Source organism: Pseudoalteromonas sp. NZS100_1 (assembly GCF_015864285.1).
In the GTDB taxonomy this organism is placed as follows: domain Bacteria; phylum Pseudomonadota; class Gammaproteobacteria; order Enterobacterales; family Alteromonadaceae; genus Pseudoalteromonas; species Pseudoalteromonas arctica.
The window spans coordinates 20,893-38,161 of sequence record NZ_JADYXN010000018.1 but is presented as its reverse complement, the minus strand read 5'-3'; the positions used below and the strand labels follow the sequence as shown (position 1 = coordinate 38,161).

10 protein-coding genes are annotated in these 17,269 nt (G+C 40.0%); 6 read left to right on the top strand and 4 right to left on the bottom strand.

The genetic code is table 11. From position 1 onward, the window contains the following. Positions 1–21: 21 nt before the first annotated feature. The gene (locus I6F66_RS12930; protein WP_197161092.1) at positions 22–1,158 is read right to left on the bottom strand and encodes a PepSY domain-containing protein; all 1,137 of its coding nucleotides are present in this window, start codon (positions 1,156–1,158) and stop codon (positions 22–24) included. A 290-nt stretch (positions 1,159–1,448) separates the two neighbouring features. Between I6F66_RS12930 and I6F66_RS12925 the strand changes: the two genes are divergently transcribed. Then, positions 1,449–2,063 carry a PQ-loop repeat-containing protein gene (locus I6F66_RS12925; RefSeq protein WP_033012533.1) on the top strand — a complete coding sequence of 205 codons (615 nt, stop codon included), beginning with the start codon at positions 1,449–1,451 and terminating at the stop codon, positions 2,061–2,063. A gap of 72 nt (positions 2,064–2,135) precedes the next feature. Further along, positions 2,136–2,924 (top strand): PhzF family phenazine biosynthesis protein, encoded by a 789-nt coding sequence (locus I6F66_RS12920; RefSeq protein ID WP_197209342.1) that lies wholly within the window; start codon positions 2,136–2,138, stop codon positions 2,922–2,924. Positions 2,925–2,993: 69 nt separating this feature from the next. On the opposite strand, the gene I6F66_RS12915 is transcribed toward I6F66_RS12920, so the two are convergent. Continuing rightward, on the bottom strand, positions 2,994–5,501 hold the full coding sequence (locus tag I6F66_RS12915; protein WP_197209341.1) for a zinc-dependent metalloprotease: 2,508 nt from the start codon (positions 5,499–5,501) through the stop codon (positions 2,994–2,996). Between the two features lie 287 nt (positions 5,502–5,788). On the opposite strand from I6F66_RS12915, the gene I6F66_RS12910 reads away from it, so the two are divergent. Then, positions 5,789–6,967: an efflux RND transporter periplasmic adaptor subunit gene (locus I6F66_RS12910; RefSeq protein ID WP_007580481.1), complete on the top strand. Its 1,179-nt coding sequence runs from the start codon at positions 5,789–5,791 to the stop codon at positions 6,965–6,967. Positions 6,968–6,979: 12 nt separating this feature from the next. Further along, on the top strand, positions 6,980–10,102 hold the full coding sequence (locus I6F66_RS12905) for an efflux RND transporter permease subunit (protein ID WP_010554540.1): 3,123 nt from the start codon (positions 6,980–6,982) through the stop codon (positions 10,100–10,102). Positions 10,103–10,193: 91 nt separating this feature from the next. Here I6F66_RS12905 and I6F66_RS12900 read toward each other — a convergent pair whose 3' ends face one another. Beyond that, the gene (locus tag I6F66_RS12900; protein WP_197176464.1) at positions 10,194–10,646 is read right to left on the bottom strand and encodes a cytochrome c; all 453 of its coding nucleotides are present in this window, start codon (positions 10,644–10,646) and stop codon (positions 10,194–10,196) included. Between the two features lie 90 nt (positions 10,647–10,736). Further along, positions 10,737–11,207 carry a DUF2721 domain-containing protein gene (locus I6F66_RS12895; protein ID WP_121953461.1) on the bottom strand — a complete coding sequence of 157 codons (471 nt, stop codon included), beginning with the start codon at positions 11,205–11,207 and terminating at the stop codon, positions 10,737–10,739. Between the two features lie 234 nt (positions 11,208–11,441). Here I6F66_RS12895 and I6F66_RS12890 point away from each other — a divergent pair, with 234 nt between their 5' ends. Further along, positions 11,442–14,912 carry a S8 family serine peptidase gene (locus I6F66_RS12890; protein WP_197176466.1) on the top strand — a complete coding sequence of 1,157 codons (3,471 nt, stop codon included), beginning with the start codon at positions 11,442–11,444 and terminating at the stop codon, positions 14,910–14,912. Positions 14,913–15,051: 139 nt separating this feature from the next. Next, complete coding sequence (locus I6F66_RS12885; RefSeq protein WP_197176467.1) at positions 15,052–17,226, top strand: S9 family peptidase; 2,175 nt, start codon at positions 15,052–15,054, stop codon at positions 17,224–17,226. Positions 17,227–17,269: the final 43 nt, after the last annotated feature.

Sequence of the window (17,269 nt, the reverse complement as noted above, 5' to 3'; positions counted from 1 at the left end):
TGCAAATTCACCCACCAAAGATCAACACGCCCTAGTGACTTGGCGTTTATTTAAACGGTTTTTTTGTGATTGTTTTTTACGTTTTCGGCGAGTAAACCATAAGTAAAAACCAGTACCTGCTAGCCACACTGGGCTTAAACCAATTACGCACCACAGTATTTTACTTATTAGCCCTGCAAAGTAGCCAAAATGAAGCTTTCTAAAGCTATCAATTACCTGCCAGCCAACGCCTACTTCGCGAATATCCCAGTTAGCTATGTGCTCGCCTGTTAGCTTGTTATAGCTAACCGTATTGGCATACTCACTAGCAAGTGGGTTGGCGGTATCGACTTCGCCGAATAAAGTAATATTTTCGTCAGGTTCGAGTGGCATAACTAAAAACGTGCCGTTAAAAGTGGGTATTTGCTTTTTACTGTCATCAAGTATGCGTTGAAACGAAATATCGCTACTGTGTAGGTTTTTGGTTAGTACAAAGTGCTCTTCATCTGCGTGTTCAATAACTTCGTGATACCACACCGCCCAGTTAAAGTAGCCACCTGTGATAGCTAAAATAATAATGATGGGAGATCCTATAACCCCCGTCATTTTATGAATGTCGCTAAGTACAATTTGCAGTGTTGCACGCCAGCGCACACTAAATAGACGCTGCCAAAATTTACGATAAATAATAAGCCCAGTAATACCTAATACCAATAAAAACAGAGCAAAAAAGAAGCCTAGTACAGTGCCTGTTTGCCCTGGCAGGTTTTTAAAGTCGTTCAGTAAAAAAGTGTAATGTAGTTCTAAAAACCAATCGGTAAAATAATGGCTGGTACCAACAGGTTCAGACAAAATGTCACCCGTATACTGGTTTAAATGAAACTTATACCATTGCTCTGTGCCGCGTTTGACTAAGTAAACCCGATCAGCTGTATCATCGTTAAATATTTCCCAACTACCTACTACATATTCAGGGTAAGCATGCTCTGTTTTGGCAATTAACGTGTCGATTGGCATGCGCTCTGGCAGTGCATTTACAACAAAGTGGCTGCTTGGCATAAGTAAGCCATCTATTTCACTTTTAAAAACTAATACGCTCCCTGTAATACTAATAACAATCAATGGAATGATAGCTATTAGAGCGATCCAACTGTGAATTTTAAAAAGAGTTTTTCTCATAGGTAGTTTTATATACAGCAGTTAATGACTTGCGCATGATAACAACTATCATTTTTATTTAATAGTTTGGCGGTGAGGCTTTCTATTAAACCGGTAAACCGTGAACTTAATTCTACGGTTTTTGTATACCTAGCTTGCCAGTACCTAAAACAAGAATTTCTTATTTAGTTGAGTTAAATTTACGCGGCTCTACAATGCCGCGCTCATAGTAAAAGCCTTTTAAAACAAATGTTTATTAAATGTTTTTATTTCTGCTTTTAATTAACATTTATGTAACGAGCGAGGTTGCTTTGGCGCATTATTTGCCTATATTGTCTTCATTTATTTTGGTTTTTAGTTTTTTACCATTACTAAACAAAATTCGAAAAAATCGTAGTGTCTCAGGTTTATCACTATTGATGATGACGTTTGGGTTAGCACAAAGCCTTTATTTTATAACCTACAATATTTATTTTGAGCGTTTTTATATTGCGTTACCATTTATTGTAACCGGTGCGTTAAGCGGACTTATTTTGTATTTTTTTGCACGTTATAACGCAGCTAAACGAGAACGGGTACAGTTGTTTACTATGCTAGGTTTTTCGTTACTGCCTTTTTCACTACTTTTGAATTCAAGCCTTGATACTGCAACGGTATTAAGCGCTTTAACGTATGTTGGCCTTGTGATGAGTTCGGTACGTGTTATGCCGCAAACTTATAAAACATTGCGTACGGGTAATGTAAGTAATTTAAGCGCGCGCTACTTTAGCTTGCAGTTTATTGCTGGTATTTGCGGCTTAGTTGTTGAGCTTACAACAGCGGCTCCAAGCACGGCGCACTTACTTATGTTTATTATGCTGTTGCTTACCAATGCTGTGCAATTTGGTTGTATGCAATATTATAGAATGCGGCCTGTAATGGCTTAAAGCCAAAATAAAAGTGCTAATTTAGTTTAGGTATGGCAGTTTTAAGCTATTAATCATTACAAAGTTTAAACAATGCAATTAGCTATTCATCAAATTGATGCGTTTACGAATGAGTTATTCAAAGGTAACTATGCGGCAGTGATCCCACTAAAATCGTGGTTAAGTGACGATTTAATGCTAAAGATTGGCGCTGAGAATAACGTATCTGAAACTGCTTTTACCTACCTGCAAGACGATGGCAGTTTTGTTATTCGTTGGTTTTCGCCGTTAATGGAAATCGATTTTTGTGGTCACGCCACACTTGCGGCTGCCTATGTTTTATGTGAAGAGCATAACATATCGCAAATTCGCTTTATTGCTGATGCGGTGGGCGAGCTAATCGTTAATAAAAACGCTGATGGTAGCTTTGCAATGACCTTTCCAAAACAAGCACCGGTTGAAGTGCAAAATGTGCCTCAGCAACTGCTTGACGGCCTGTCTATACAACCGAGTAAAGTGCTTAAAAATCGCCAAGCCTACTTTGTTATTTATGAAAACGCCGATCAAATACTTGAATTAAAAACTAGCTCAGAGCTTTTAAAAACGCTTTATCCACTTGATGTAGTGGCCACTGCTGCAAGTGCTGAATATGATTTTATATCTCGTTATTTTTGGCCTGCAAGCGGTGGTGACGAAGATTATGTAACAGGCTCTATTCATACTGGCTTGGCACCTTACTGGGCGCAGCAATTGGGTAAAACTACGTTAAGCGCTTATCAGGCTTCAAGCAGAGGCGGGTATTTACTATGTGAAGTGGGTGATACAACCGTCACCTTAACGGGGCATGCTGTAAGGTATTTAAAAGGCACTATTTATATTTGATCTGTGAATTAAGTGATAAAAAAGGCCACGTTAAACGTGGCCTTGGTTTACTCAATTAGTAGAGATATTTTACGCTTCTAGTGCCTTTGCAATTAAGCGATCAATATATTTTTTATGCGCTTTAGTTGCTGTATCTGCACCCCAAGCAATACTGGTATCGGCTATTTGAGTTAGCTGATATAACGCAGCTGTTTTAGCTAAGTTATCGTACTTACTTGCTTTGCCAAGACCTGCAATTGCGATTAGCTGGTTAACATACTCAATTTGTAAGTTGTGACTAATAGAGTTTGCGTCTTTGCTTTTCACAAAAATATTAGCGGTTAAATCTTGCATAAACTGAGTTAGGCTATATTCATTACCGTACAAAGCAGTATCAGAAATACGCAGTAATACCGCTGGGTGTAATAGCTGTGCAAGTACAGACTTTTGCATCCCTAAAATCATTTGGTGTGCTTTAGGGTCTTCATTTTTACCAAAGTGATTAAAGCCACGACGTTGCAGTTGCAAGTAGCTATATAGAGGTTGCATGTTTTGTAGTACGTCTGGTGCAAATACAAACTTTGCGAGTATATCCATCGCTTGTGTTTGACGCTCAAGCGATACCGGTGTAAATGGTTTATCTGCGTTTGCATCACCCACTACAGCACGCTCAACGTACACACCACCAATTTGGCGAGAAACAACACCCGCTTGAGCTCTGTACTGACCAAATAAGCTATTAGCAGAGGTAACAAGCTGTTGGTAAGACTCACCTTTAACTGTTGCTTTATCTTTTAGCTCAGTAAATAATTTATTAATTAACGCCATACGATCTGCGCCATAGGCCGCAGGATTTGACGACAAATCACCAATCATTACACGTGGATCGATATGGCGACCTGGTGCGCGCATATCGTCTGCATCGTTACCAAAGGCAAGGGCATGTTCACTTGAACGAGCAAGTATTTTTTCAAGTCTAGCTTGCTCAGCAGCTTCATCTGCAAGTGCTACGCTGTAGCCATAGTTAATTGCCCAATCATCGTAAGGACCTGGTTTTGTTTGAAAAATATCACCTTGCTGCATACCAATTGGGGCAATGTTAGCCGGTGCATAATCCATAACAGAACCGGTTACTATGCCTTGGGTTTTGTTTTTGTCGTGTACTTCTTTTTCATCCCACAAAATAGATGATTTCATATTGTGGTTAAGACCTAAAGTATGGCCAACTTCGTGAAGTACCAATTGCGTTAGACCTTGGCGAAGCATTTCTTTATCTTCAATTTTGTCGCCGCTAGCAAGACCTTTGGCAAGCATTAGATTTTGTTGAATCTCATGCCCTAGTGAGCAATTTAGCTCACCGGTATTTGTTGTTTCACCGTGGCTCATTGTTCCTTGAGTGAAAAGTGTGTCATAAATCCAGCGGTTTTTCATAAATACAAACTCAAGCATAATGTCTGAGCCCAGTATTTCGCCTGTTAATGGGTTAGCAAGTGCTGGTCCGTATCCGCCAAATGGAGGCTTAGGTGACGAAGTCCAACGCAGTACGTTGTAATTAATATCGCCCGCATCCCAGTCTGCATCATCTGGTTGTACTTTTACCTCTAAGGCATTTTTAAAACCGGCTTTTTCAAAAGAAGTATTCCACGTTAAAACAGCGTCACGAATAGTATCGCGCCATTGGATAGGTGTGGTGTTTTCTATCCACCAAGTAATTGGTTTTACTGGCTCTGAAAGTGCTGCACTAGGGTCTTTCTTTTGTAGATCCCAACGTTTTATAACATCTTCATAAGGTGCCCAATCGGTAGATGTCATTTGATCAAATTGATTTGTAAAATAACCAATGCGCGCATCATCCATACGTGGTGCGTAGTTATTGCTAGGTAAAGCAACAAACGAGTGCTGAACTTTTACCGATACGCTACGTGGGTCGCTTACTGCATTTGAGCCACGTACCGTTGGGCTTGGGTTAGTAAATACGTAATCAACAACCACGTCTAGATTATTAGGGTATGGGCGCTGTTTAATAATGCGTGATTTTTTATCGTCTAATTTGCCTACTTTAAAGCGCTTTTTGGCGTTTTTATCAGCTGGATTTGGCGTAGGTGATACTTTATGAAGTGCTTCGCTTAAAAATAACTTATTTACGTTGAATGCTATTTTACCGTCTTCTTCTTTTTCTATTTTAATGCTCGCAAGTACCGCTTCACTAATATTGGCATCACTCGCTTTTGAAATTGCACTGTTTTCGTCAAATTTGTAGTGAGGTGTTTTGCTAATGATATCGATACGATCAAAGTATTTTCTAAATTCAATTAACTTAGTTTCACGGTACGAACCACGATAATGGCCTGCATCTGTAACGCCATCGACAGTGTGCGCAAAATATACAAACGGCGTATTAAGTTGGGACTCGTTAATCACCATAAGGTGCTTACCGGTTTTTTCGTCTTGATAAAGGCTAAATATACCGGCAAATTCGGTTTGTCCTTTGATCATTTCGCTAAGTGTTTTTGGCTCTTTTTCGTCTTTTTTATCGGCTGCAAATGCATGGCTGCCAAACGCTAAGCTAAGCGCAAGGGTGATGGTCGTTAATTTCATTTTGAGACTTTTAATATTTGTTAATTTAATTGGACTGTACGTAAATTAATTTAATTTCGCACATCTTCGCGACGAAATTTAAGTGTACAACGCTAATTAACTGATATTAATAAACAAAAGTTTGTAACAAAATATAACAAATGAGGTGAGCTGCATGCAAAGTTATTTTTATAGCCCTAAATAGCAGTGGTTTATATGTATTTGCAACAGTTGCTTACAAATGTCACCTTAATGTTTCATATGGCTCTGGTATTATGACGTTAATAGAATTTTGGGGATAATAGGATATGCAAACAAATTCACTTAGATGGGTTTTTCCATTTGTAGCGCTAATTGTTGGTGTTGTTGGCTTTATGGGAATAAATGCCATTGCACAAGAGCCAGAAAAAAAAGAAGTAATTGATACTCGTCCAACAGTGCAAGTTGAGCCAGTGGCTGCAAACGATCATCAAGTTATTATTAATAGCTACGGTGAAGTAAAGCCTCTTGAAAGTACACAGCTTTCGGCGCAGGTGTCGGGTGAAGTGTTAAGTTGGCATCCTAATTTTGTAGCCGGCGGCATCGTTGCTCGCGGTGAAACGTTATTTACTATCGAAAAAGACAACTACGAAGCAGCAGTACTTGTTGCAGAGGCAGAAATTGCTCGTGCACAAGCAGGCTTAATTGAAGAGCAGGCCCAAGCTCAAGTAGCCGCAGATGAAGCAAAGCGTTTTCCAAGTAAAGCGCGTACCGACTTATTTTTACGTAAGCCTCAAGTGTTAAGTGCGCAGGCATCTGTAAAGTCGGCGCAAGCTGCATTAAAACGTGCACAACGTGACTTAGATAATTGTGAAGTAACAGCCCCTTACGATGCATTGGTTATTAGCCGAAATGTAGGTGTTGGTCAATTTGTCACTATGGGTTCGCAAGTTGCTGAGCTCAATAATATTGAAACTGCTGAAGTGATTATTCCTATAGCAGGGTTCGATAGCGTTTTTTTACCAGAGCGTATTAAAGGTATTACCGCAACGATTATTCAAAAAGGCCTAAACAGCTTCACCCGTGAAGGTGTAATTGACCGCGACCTAGGGATTGTTGATAACGCTACGCGTATGAGTAGTCTAGTAGTGCGTATAGAAGACCCATACGGTCTTAAAAACATACAACCAGCCATTAAGTTTGGCAGCTACGTACAGGTGAATTTTGCAGGTGCAATGCTTAATAATATTTACCGTTTACCGCAAGCTTTAGTTAACAATCAAACTGTGTGGGTAGTAAACGAAAATCAAGAACTAGAGCCTCGCAAAGTAACGGTTATTCGAGAAGAGGGTGAGTATTTTTATATTAGCAGTGGTTTAAATGCCGATGACAAACTCGTTATTACTTTACCTGAATACCCGCAAAAAGGAATGCAGGTTAAAATTGCAGGTGTAGCTGCAAAACCTGAAAGCTCAGAAACGAGCACTTCAAACACGCAACAGCTGTAGGGTGTAATAGTTATGAGCGAGTCAATACAACAAAAACAAACAGGGCTAATTGCCTACTTTGCTAATAATTCAGTAGCCGCTAATTTAATGATGTTTTTTATCATTATTATGGGGGCTATAAGTTACTTTACGATTCAGCGTCAAATGTTTCCTAATGTAGAGATTAACTACATTAATATTGAGGCTAATTACCCAGGTGCCTCTCCTCAGGAAATAGAAGAAAGTATTCTTATAAAAGTTGAAGAGTCACTTAAAGATATAACCGAAATTAAAAAAGGCGTGTATCGCGCATTTAGAAATGGCGGTACAGCCAGCCTGGAAATAAACACCGATGCAAAACTTACCGATGTGCTTGATAAAGTAAAGTTGCGTGTTGATGGTATTGCGACTTTTCCGGCGGGTATGGAACCGGTCACCATAAGTCAGGTTGAGTTTAGGCAAGACGTAATAGGTATGACGCTCGTTGCTGACTTACCACTTACAGAGCTTAAGCCTATAGCAAACCAAATAGAGGATGAGTTACTACAGTTATCTAACGTGTCGTTAGTGGTAAACGATGTTCCTCTTGATGAAATAGCAATTGAAATAGAGCCCGATACGCTGCGCCAATATAATCTAACCCTTAGTGATGTGATGAATGCGGTACGCCGTTACTCAGCTAACTTTTCGGCGGGGCAGCTAAAAACAGACGCAGGTGTTATTTCTGTTCGCGTCGAGAATCAGTTTTACTCGGGTGAAGAGTTTAGGCAAATTCCGGTAAAAATTGGCGAGTATGGCGCTAAAGTTTTACTGCAAGATATTGCAGTTATTAAAGATCAATTTACCGAAGGTGAGCGCTACTTTAAGTTTAATGGCGAAAACGCGGTGTATTTATCGGTAAAAGCAACGCAAGAGCAAAACATGATTCCCGTTGCGGATTCGGTTAAAGCGTTTATTGATCAAAAAAATAAGCAGCTACCGCCAGGTATTCGATTAGAGCCATTAATGGATATGACCTACTACCTAAATGCTCGCCTTGATATGATGAAAGCTAACCTGTTTCAAGGTGCTATTTTAGTGGCAATTATGTTGTCGTTATTCTTGCGTTTTAAACTAGCGCTTTGGGTAATGATTGGCTTACCTGTTTGTTTTTTAGGAGCCATGATGATGATGCCACTATTTGGCATTAGCATTAATATTATTTCGTTATTCGCTTTTATAATGGTGCTTGGCATAGTGGTGGATGATGCCATAGTGATAGGGGAAGCTGCCTACACCGAAGTTGAAAAAAGCGGCGGTGGTGTAGAAAATGTTGTGCGTGGCGCTAACCGAGTCGCGACCCCTGCAACCTTTGGTGTGTTAACAACAATTGCTGTATTTGCACCATTCACAATGTCGAGCGGGCCAGAAAGTGCCTTCTTTTATGGTATAGCCGTTGTAGTAATGCTGTGTTTAGTATTTAGTTTGATTGAATCAAAGCTGATACTGCCAGCTCACATTGCTCATACGCACTTTTCGCCGATTAAAAAAGGTGGTTGGCGCGATCGCTTCAACACACGCTTTTTTGGTTTCGTAAATGGGCCATACAAACGTTTTATTGCTAAGTGTGTTGATTGGCGCTGGACTGTTTTGTTTGCTTTTATTGCAATGTTTATAATCAGTATTGCACTTATTACGTCTAATAAAGTACGTACAGTTCCAACTCCTAAAGTGCCGCACGACTTTCCACAAATTCAAGTAGAAATGAACGACAACGTTTCTGACTTACAAACCATTGCTGCTATTCGTGAAATAGAAGCTATGGTACTTAGAGTCGATGAAGAAACTGAACGTGAGTTTGGCCAAAAGATTATTCGTGATGTATTGGTATTTAATCAAGGCAGAACCGAGTCGCAGTTACTAGCTCCATTAGTTGACGAAGATTCACGTCCATACAATGCATTTGAACTTTCGCGTCGCTGGCGTGAGGCTATGCCGACTATTGCTGGTATTAAGTCGTTAACTATTCAAGACGATGTTGGTGGCGGCGGTGGTAATGGCGGCGGCGAGTTTGGCTATTTACTGTATGGCTCAGACATAGATACTTTAAATCAAGCGGGTCGTCGTTTTATTCAATTACTTCAACAGCAAAAAGGGTTGTTTGATATTAGCTCAACCATAGATCCTGCGAGCAAAGAAGTGCAAATGAGCCTTAAACCCGTTGCTTACGATTTAGGCTTAGATTTAGCCGGTATTGCAAATCAAGTGGGTGCTAGTTTTTATGGTGGCGAAGCACAGCGTGTAATCCGAAACGGCGAAGAAGTACGCGTAATGGTACGTTACCCTAAGCTGACTCGTGAGGCATTTTCATCGCTTAAACACACCGTTGTTACTACCCCACAAGGGCGAGAAGTACTTCTTGGTGATGTAGTAGAGCTAACAGAAACGCCAGGTATTAGCTATATACGCCGCGAAGGTGGTTACCGTACCGTGTATGTTTATGGCAATATTGATGAAGAGCAAATTGAGCCAGGCGAAGTGGTTAAGCAAGTAAAAGAAAATCTACTGCCACAGCTAATAGAAGAATTCCCAAGTGTTAAATCAGAGCTTGGTGGCGCAATAGAAGAGCAGCAAGCTCAAGCTAATGAGCAAATAATGTTTTTTATTGGCGGAATGATTTTAGTATACATACTGCTAGCTGTGCCGCTTAAAAGCTATTCACAACCGCTTATTGTAATGTCGGTTATTCCGTTTAGTTTAACCGGGGCTATTTGGGGTCATTACTGGTTTGATTTAGATATGAGCTTAATGTCGGGCTTTGGCTTAATTGCCGCCGCAGGTGTTGTGATAAATGACTCACTTGTAATGACCGATTACGTTAACCAAGTTCGCCGCGAAGGTGTTAGCGTTAAAAATGCAGTAATAGAAGCTGGTTGTGCTCGCTTTAGAGCAATACTATTAACGTCGATAACAACTTTTGCCGGTGTGCTACCTATTATGTTTGAAACAAGCTTGCAGGCTAAGTTTGTAATACCTATGGCAGTAGCACTTGGCTTTGCTGTTATGTTTGCAACGTTAATAACGCTTATATTAGTGCCATGCCTATATATTATTTTAGGTGATATTGGTGCGGTGTTTAAGCGCCCATTTAAAAGCCGAGCTGTGAAAGTCTCGTAGATAAAAAACATAAAAAAAGCACTGACCGTAATTAACGCTCAGTGCTTTTTTATTATCTAGTTATTGTGACTTAAGTCGAAACAACTAAATATTAATCTTTAAATTGCTTATGGCAATCTTTACAGCCTTTAGCCCAAGCGCCAAAAGCTTTACCAATTACGGCTTTATCGCCCGATTGAGCAGCTAACGCTAGCTTGTCTGCATTTGCTGCAAAAGCATTTGCTTTTTCAACAAAGGTTGCATTCTCGGCCCAAACAGCAGCAAGTGCTGCTGTATCGCCTTTATCAGTACCTTCGTAAAAAGCTTCCCATGGCATTTTTGAAAGTGCTGCAGCGTTGTTAGCGCGTTTTTTAAATTGTTCTGCGTCAAAAGGTACTTTACCTTTTAACATTGCGCCCATATCGCTAATTTGCACTGAGATCATTGAAAACGCTGCTTGGCGGTATTCAATTGCGTCACTTGGTTCTTTAAATGCAGAATTTGCCGATACGCTAATTGCACATGTAGCTAATGCTATACCTGCTAATATTTTTTTAAATTTCATAGTTTGCCCCTGTTGAATATTATTCCTAATTTAATATCTTGTATGTAACGTCATTTTTATTCAAGCGAATACGATGGATTTAATGAAAAGTTAATCATTAATGCCTATATCGGCAAATATCATGCCTCGTCGCATGCTGCGGGTTGCTAAAAACACTTCACCTAATAACGAAATAAATGCACAAATGAGCAGTGCCATTGCAGCTACAAAACAACAAGCAATGGTCACGCTTAAGTTAATTGATTGAATGTGCGACAAGAATAAAAACATAACCACAGCACATACAAGTAAGGCACTTAATACACTTAAACTAAAAGCAATATGTATACATCGAGATCGTTTTAATAAAGCGCGGAGTTCTGTTGCTAGCGACTTATTAAAATCGTCATCTGTATTTACTTTTAATCTTCGCTCCAATAAGCGCGCTCTGTCGGTAATTCGTGCTAAGCGATTAGATAAAACACCTAAAGTTGCTGCTATACCTGTGATTAAAAATACGGGAGCAACGGCCGTTTGAATCACTTTAGCCATAGTTAAAATGTTAATTACTTCACTATTCATTTAATTCTCGAGAAAAAGTTAGAGTTGTTTACATTAGTTCACAAATGTTTTATTTATATTTATTGTTTAAAATCAACTTGCTGAGTTGGCGTTCTCTTGTTTTTCAATTTTATGTCATGTATTTGTAACCTAAGTGTTGCTTGGGTTGCACCGAAAGTTTTATATTCACCAGTACAATATAATCATTTTGATTACTACAAATACAATAATACATAACCTATCTGAGGGAAACTCATGGCTAAAAATATAATAAAAAAAACTGCTATAGCTACGGCAGTCTCAAGTGCATTTCTTGCTACTTTTGTTAGTGCGGCAACTTTACCTAATGCAACGATTGCACCTCAAGCTGCAGAGCAGCTGAAAGAATTAGCATCTGAGCAAAAGCAGCCTTCAGCACATATGATTGTTTTACGCGCTGCAACTTCTGTTGATGCTGTGGCTGCTGGCACTTATGAAGCGTCAAGCAGTCGTGAAATGATTGCTAACGTTGAACTGCTTCAAAACACGATGGCCATTGAGCTTAGTAGCTTAGACTTTGATGCAAAAATAATTGGTAAAACAAAAATATTAGCACCAACATTAATTGTGCAAGCGACGCCAGAAGCTTTAGAAAAAATTGCTAAGGACTCTCGAGTAGCTAAAGTACTACCGATGTTTGATTACGAACTGCATGTAGCTGCAACATCTGATTATATTAATGCTAAACCTCTAATTGTTGATGGCATTGTAACTGGTAAAGGTCAGCGTGTGGCTGTACTAGATACTGGTATTGACTATACCCACAAAGCATTTGGTGGTGAGGGTACTGTAGAAGCATACGAGGCTGCTCAAGCTGATCCTACAACGGTTGATTGGCCACAAGGTATTGTACAAGGCGGTTACGATTTTATTCGTGACGATGCTGATCCAATTGAAAATGATGCTGCAAATTCTCCTTCTACAGGTGATGCAACGAATCATGGTACGTCTTCTTCAAATTCAGTAAATGGTATTGCACCAGATGTTGAGTTATATGTTTACTCTGTTTGTGGTGGTGGCTGTCCAAGTGCCGCTCAAGCTGCGGCACTAGAAGCTGCAATGGATCCAAATGGCGATGGTGATATTTCAGACCGCGTAGATGTTATGAACATGTCATTAGGTGGCGAGTTTGGCGATACATATACAGGTGGTGGTGCGCAATACCTAATTCAACGTGCTGTTGATTTAGGTGTGAATATGGTTATTTCAGCTGGTAATGATGGTGATCATCCATTCCGTATTGGTGGCCCAAGCACGACACCAAATGCGTTATCAGTAGGCGCAATGACTCATCCTACAACTGAGGTTGGTACTGCTACAGGTACTGTTGCTGGTATCGAAGGTAATATTCAAGCATCAGGCTTTGGTCCGCAAACTGATTTTGTAATTACAGGTGCAGATATCGATTTAGTGTACCCTGACACAAACCAAGATGGTTGTGTTGATTTTGCTGATGATGTTGATTTTACTGGTAAAGCGGTTTTAATCGACCGTGGTGCATGTGCATTTACAGTTAAAGTACTTAGTGCACAGAAGAAAGGTGCTGAGTTTGTACTGATTGCAAATAACACAGATGATGGCACTCCTGCACCAATGGGTGGCAGTGATGACAATGTAACTATTAAAAGTGTAGGTATTAATTTTGCTGCAGGTGCTGCTTTAAAAGCTCAATTAGCTGCAGGCGATACGGCAACATTTGATATTGATGTAAAAATTAAAACTACAGCAGGTGCAGTAGCTACGTTCTCTTCTCGTGGCCCTTCGATGGATGGTTTATTAAAACCAGAAATTACTGCTCCTGGTACTAGTATATTAGTTGCAGCAGCAGGCACGCAAGATGGACTAGCTCCTGTATCTGGAACATCTTTTTCAGGCCCTATTACAGCCGGTGCTGTTGCGATGGTTCGTGAAGCTCACCCTGAACGTAATGCATTTGAGATTAAAGCTACAATAATGAATGCAGCTGACTTAAATGTAACAAATGAGCCTTTAGCAAGCAGTCCTGACTCAGAACTGGCTCCAATTAGTATGATTGGTTCAGGCTTGGTTGATGTAACTAAAGCAGTCAACTTACCAGTTGCTGCATGGGTTAATAATACACAGTTTAATACTAAACAAGCGGCTCTTTCATTCGGCCTTGTGTCAATGGCTGGAACGGAGTCTCTAACTAAAACAGTGACTGTTAAGAACTTCTCATCAGATGCTAAAACGTATGCGCTGCGTACTGAAGCTCGCTACCAAAATGATGACGATACAGCTGCAATTAGCTGGGATTTCCCTGAGTCGGTAACAATCCCTGCAGGTCAGTCAATTAACTTTGATGTGACGCTAACTGTTGATCCAACAAAACTACCAGCGTGGGAATTAGAAAACCCATTTAGTGCAGACGACATTGCTGCAAGAAGCGCTGCACTTACTTCAATAGAGTTTGATGGTGCGTTAGTATTTAATGATGCAAGCACAGATACAGATCACGATTTGCATGTTGTTTACCATGCAATGCCAAAAGCTGCGACAGAATTAAGTGTTTCGTCTCAAATCATTGATAACGAAATGGCACTTATTGTTGAAAATAGCGGCCTAACAGATATTACTCCTTTCGCAGAAAGCATTGTTGCAACAGGTACAGAAAAAACACGAGAAGAAGCAGAGTTTAATATTTTAGCGACTACTTTCTCTGCTTTTGTTGATGACACTTGTGATTCGGGTATATTTGTAACATCGTCTATCCAATTACGTGACCCATTAACTCATGTATTCCAAGCGGGCTATAGACTTGAAATAGATACAGATAATGACGGTGTTTATGATCAAGTTATGCAAAACTATAACGACCGCGGTCGTGAAACAGCATTCCCTGGCCGTAGCCGCACAGTAATTGGTGAAACTGATGGCGCTGGTAACGATTCGTTAGCATGGGTTACTCCGCTTTATCACTCAGCCGGTGAAGATACTATTACCTTCTCAACTTGTAGTGAGCTACTAAACGTTGATGGTTCATTACTTGGTGAGAATATGAACTTTAAAGCATCTGTAGGTTACCCTTCATATGTTACAGGTGTGTTCACTCAGACCGATAGTATTGAAGGCTCAACTACATTTGGAGCATCTCCAAGCGTAACGCTTACTTCTATGGAAACTGGCGAAGCAGTTACTTCACTTAAACCGGGTGAAAAAGCAATTGTTGAAGCAAGCGGTCCATTTGCATTATCACAAACATCTGGTTTGGATATTGTTAAAGTGATGAGTAGTACTGAGTTAGAGCTTCCTGCAATCGACGCTCCAATGCTAGTTGGTGGTGAGTTTAGTGTTTCAGAAGATGCTGCTAACGGAACGGTTGTTGGTGCACTAACTATCACTGAGTCTGAGCAAGACTTAGATGTGTCAGAATACTACGTGCAATCAAGTACTCACCAAGGTTTTGGTATTGATGCGGATGGACAAGTGGTTGTAACTAATACTGAATTGTTAACTGGTGATTCATCAGCTGAACTTCAAGTTGTTGCAATTGATGTACGCGGTAATGTATCAGCACCGGCAATGGTTACTGTGAGTATTACTAAAGTTGTACCACCAGTAGCAACGGTTACACCTGAAAAAGTGAAAAAGAGCTCATCTGGTTCACTTGCATGGTTAACATTACTAGTAGCGCCGTTTGCATTTATACGTCGTCGTAAACAAAAGTAATTTTATAACTAAATAGTTATATAAAGGGAGCTTCGGCTCCCTTTTTACATAGCTTCACAAACTAAATCACAATAAAGGCTATTTATAGGTATATTTAACTACTTAATAAAAAATAAAAATACAACAAGGACTTTGACTGATGAAACGTACCCCATTTGCACTTGCTGCACTATCGCTCGCTATTTTAAGTGGCTGTAATCAAGCCCCTGAAGACACTCAAAAAAATAATACGCAAGTTAAAACAACTCAAGTTGCACAAGCTATTGCGCCGGTTGCTAAAAAAGTGCCGCACGAAATGACTATTCATGGTGATACACGTATAGATGACTACTACTGGCTACGTGATGACGAACGAAAAGCGCCAGAGGTAATTAACTATTTAGAAGCTGAAAATACATACACTGATGCCATGCTTGCACATACTAAAGCGCTGCAAAGTGAGTTGTTTGAAGAGCTAAAAGGGCGTATTCAAAAAGACGACGATTCAGTCCCAGTTAAAAACGGTGATTATTTTTACTCAACACAAACACGTGGCGATAACGAGTACATTACTTACTTACGCAGCAGCGATTTTGCAGGTACCGATCAGCAAGTTATTTTAGATGTAAATGAGCTTGCTAAAGATCACGATTATTATGCAGTAAGTGGTTTAGATGTAAGCCCGAATGGCAATTTAATGGCTTATGGCGAAGATACTGTTAGCCGTCGTATTTATAGCGTAAAAATAAAAGATTTAACTACCGGTAAATTACTCGAAGACACACTTGAAGGCACTAACGGTGGCATTGTGTGGGCGAACGATAATAAAACGGTTTACTACATTAAAAAAGATTTACAAACCTTGTTAGGCTATCAAGTGTATCGTCATACATTAGGTACACCACAAGCTGATGACGAGCTAATTTACGAAGAAACTGATACCAGCTATTACATGGGTATGAGTAAGAGTAAAGATGAGTCAGAGATTTATATTTGGCACAGCAGCACAGCGGCATCAGGCGTATCGGTATTAAGTGCTGATGATGCTAAGGCAATGCCTAAGCGTTTAATTGAGCGCGAAGCAGGGCTTGAATATGAAATCTCTAAACTAGGGAATATTTATTATATTGTAACTAACTTAGATGCTGTAAATTTTCAGCTGATGAAAGTTGATATTGATAAAGCAGGCGACAAAGCTAATTGGCAAAGTGTGATCCCAGCGCGCGACGACATTAAACTCGAAGGCATTGATTTATTTAATGACTACTTAGTTTACCAAGAACGTGAAATGGGCCAATCAAAGTTGATTGCGCGTGATTTAAAAACGGGTAAAGAGTTACCACTGAGCTTTAACGATAGCGCTTATACAATTGGTACTTATGGCAATAACGATATAAATAGCAGCACGTTACGTGTTTACTACACAAGCATGACCACTCCAAGCTCGTCGTACGATGTAGATTTAGCGACTGGCGATAAAACGCTTCTTAAGCAACAGGTTGTATTAGGTGATTTTGATGCTGATAATTACGCCTCAGAGCGTATTTTTGTAACCGCACGCGATGGCATAAAAGTACCGGTAAGCTTAGTTTATCGAAAAGATGCGTTTAAAAAAGATGGCACTAACCCGCTACTGCAATATGGTTATGGCTCTTATGGCGCGACAATGGATCCAACGTTCTCAAGCTCACGTTTGAGCTTGTTAGACCGTGGCTTTGTATTTGCAATTGCCCATGTACGTGGCTCGCAAATGCTAGGTCGTCCTTGGTACGAAGACGGCAAGTTACTCACTAAAAAGAATACGTTTAATGACTTTGTTGACGTAACCAAAGCATTGGTTTCTCAAAAGTATGGCGCAAAAGATGAAATATTTGCGTTAGGTGGCAGTGCTGGTGGCTTATTAATGGGCGCAGTAGCAAACCAAGCGCCTGAGCTTTATAAAGGTATGGTTGCTGCGGTACCGTTTGTGGATGTAGTCACAACCATGCTTGATGCGAGTATTCCGCTTACAACAAATGAATATGGCGAATGGGGTAACCCTAACGAAAAAGCGTATTACGATTACATGCTGTCTTACTCGCCATACGACCAAGTATCTAAGCAAGCGTACCCTAATATGCTGGTAACGACTGGTTTGCACGACTCACAAGTTCAATACTTTGAGCCTGCAAAATGGGTTGCTAAGTTGCGTGACTACAAAACAGATGACAATAAGTTACTGTTTAAAATAGATATGGAAGCAGGGCACGGCGGCGCATCGGGTCGCTTTAAACGCTTAGAAGATACCGCGCTAAACTATGCATTTATGCTTGATTTAGCGGGTATTAAAAAGTAATTAATTTATATATTTAAAATAAATAAAAAATGTAAGGTGCTTT

Coding starts and splice junctions, on each gene's coding strand:
- I6F66_RS12905 (WP_010554540.1), top strand. CDS start 6,980: ATGAGCGAGTCAATACAACAAAAACAAACAGGGCTAATTGCCTACTTT.
- I6F66_RS12910 (WP_007580481.1), top strand. CDS start 5,789: ATGCAAACAAATTCACTTAGATGGGTTTTTCCATTTGTAGCGCTAATT.
- I6F66_RS12920 (WP_197209342.1), top strand. CDS start 2,136: ATGCAATTAGCTATTCATCAAATTGATGCGTTTACGAATGAGTTATTC.
- I6F66_RS12890 (WP_197176466.1), top strand. CDS start 11,442: ATGGCTAAAAATATAATAAAAAAAACTGCTATAGCTACGGCAGTCTCA.
- I6F66_RS12915 (WP_197209341.1), bottom strand. CDS start 5,501: ATGAAATTAACGACCATCACCCTTGCGCTTAGCTTAGCGTTTGGCAGC.
- I6F66_RS12885 (WP_197176467.1), top strand. CDS start 15,052: ATGAAACGTACCCCATTTGCACTTGCTGCACTATCGCTCGCTATTTTA.
- I6F66_RS12900 (WP_197176464.1), bottom strand. CDS start 10,646: ATGAAATTTAAAAAAATATTAGCAGGTATAGCATTAGCTACATGTGCA.
- I6F66_RS12895 (WP_121953461.1), bottom strand. CDS start 11,207: ATGAATAGTGAAGTAATTAACATTTTAACTATGGCTAAAGTGATTCAA.
- I6F66_RS12930 (WP_197161092.1), bottom strand. CDS start 1,158: ATGAGAAAAACTCTTTTTAAAATTCACAGTTGGATCGCTCTAATAGCT.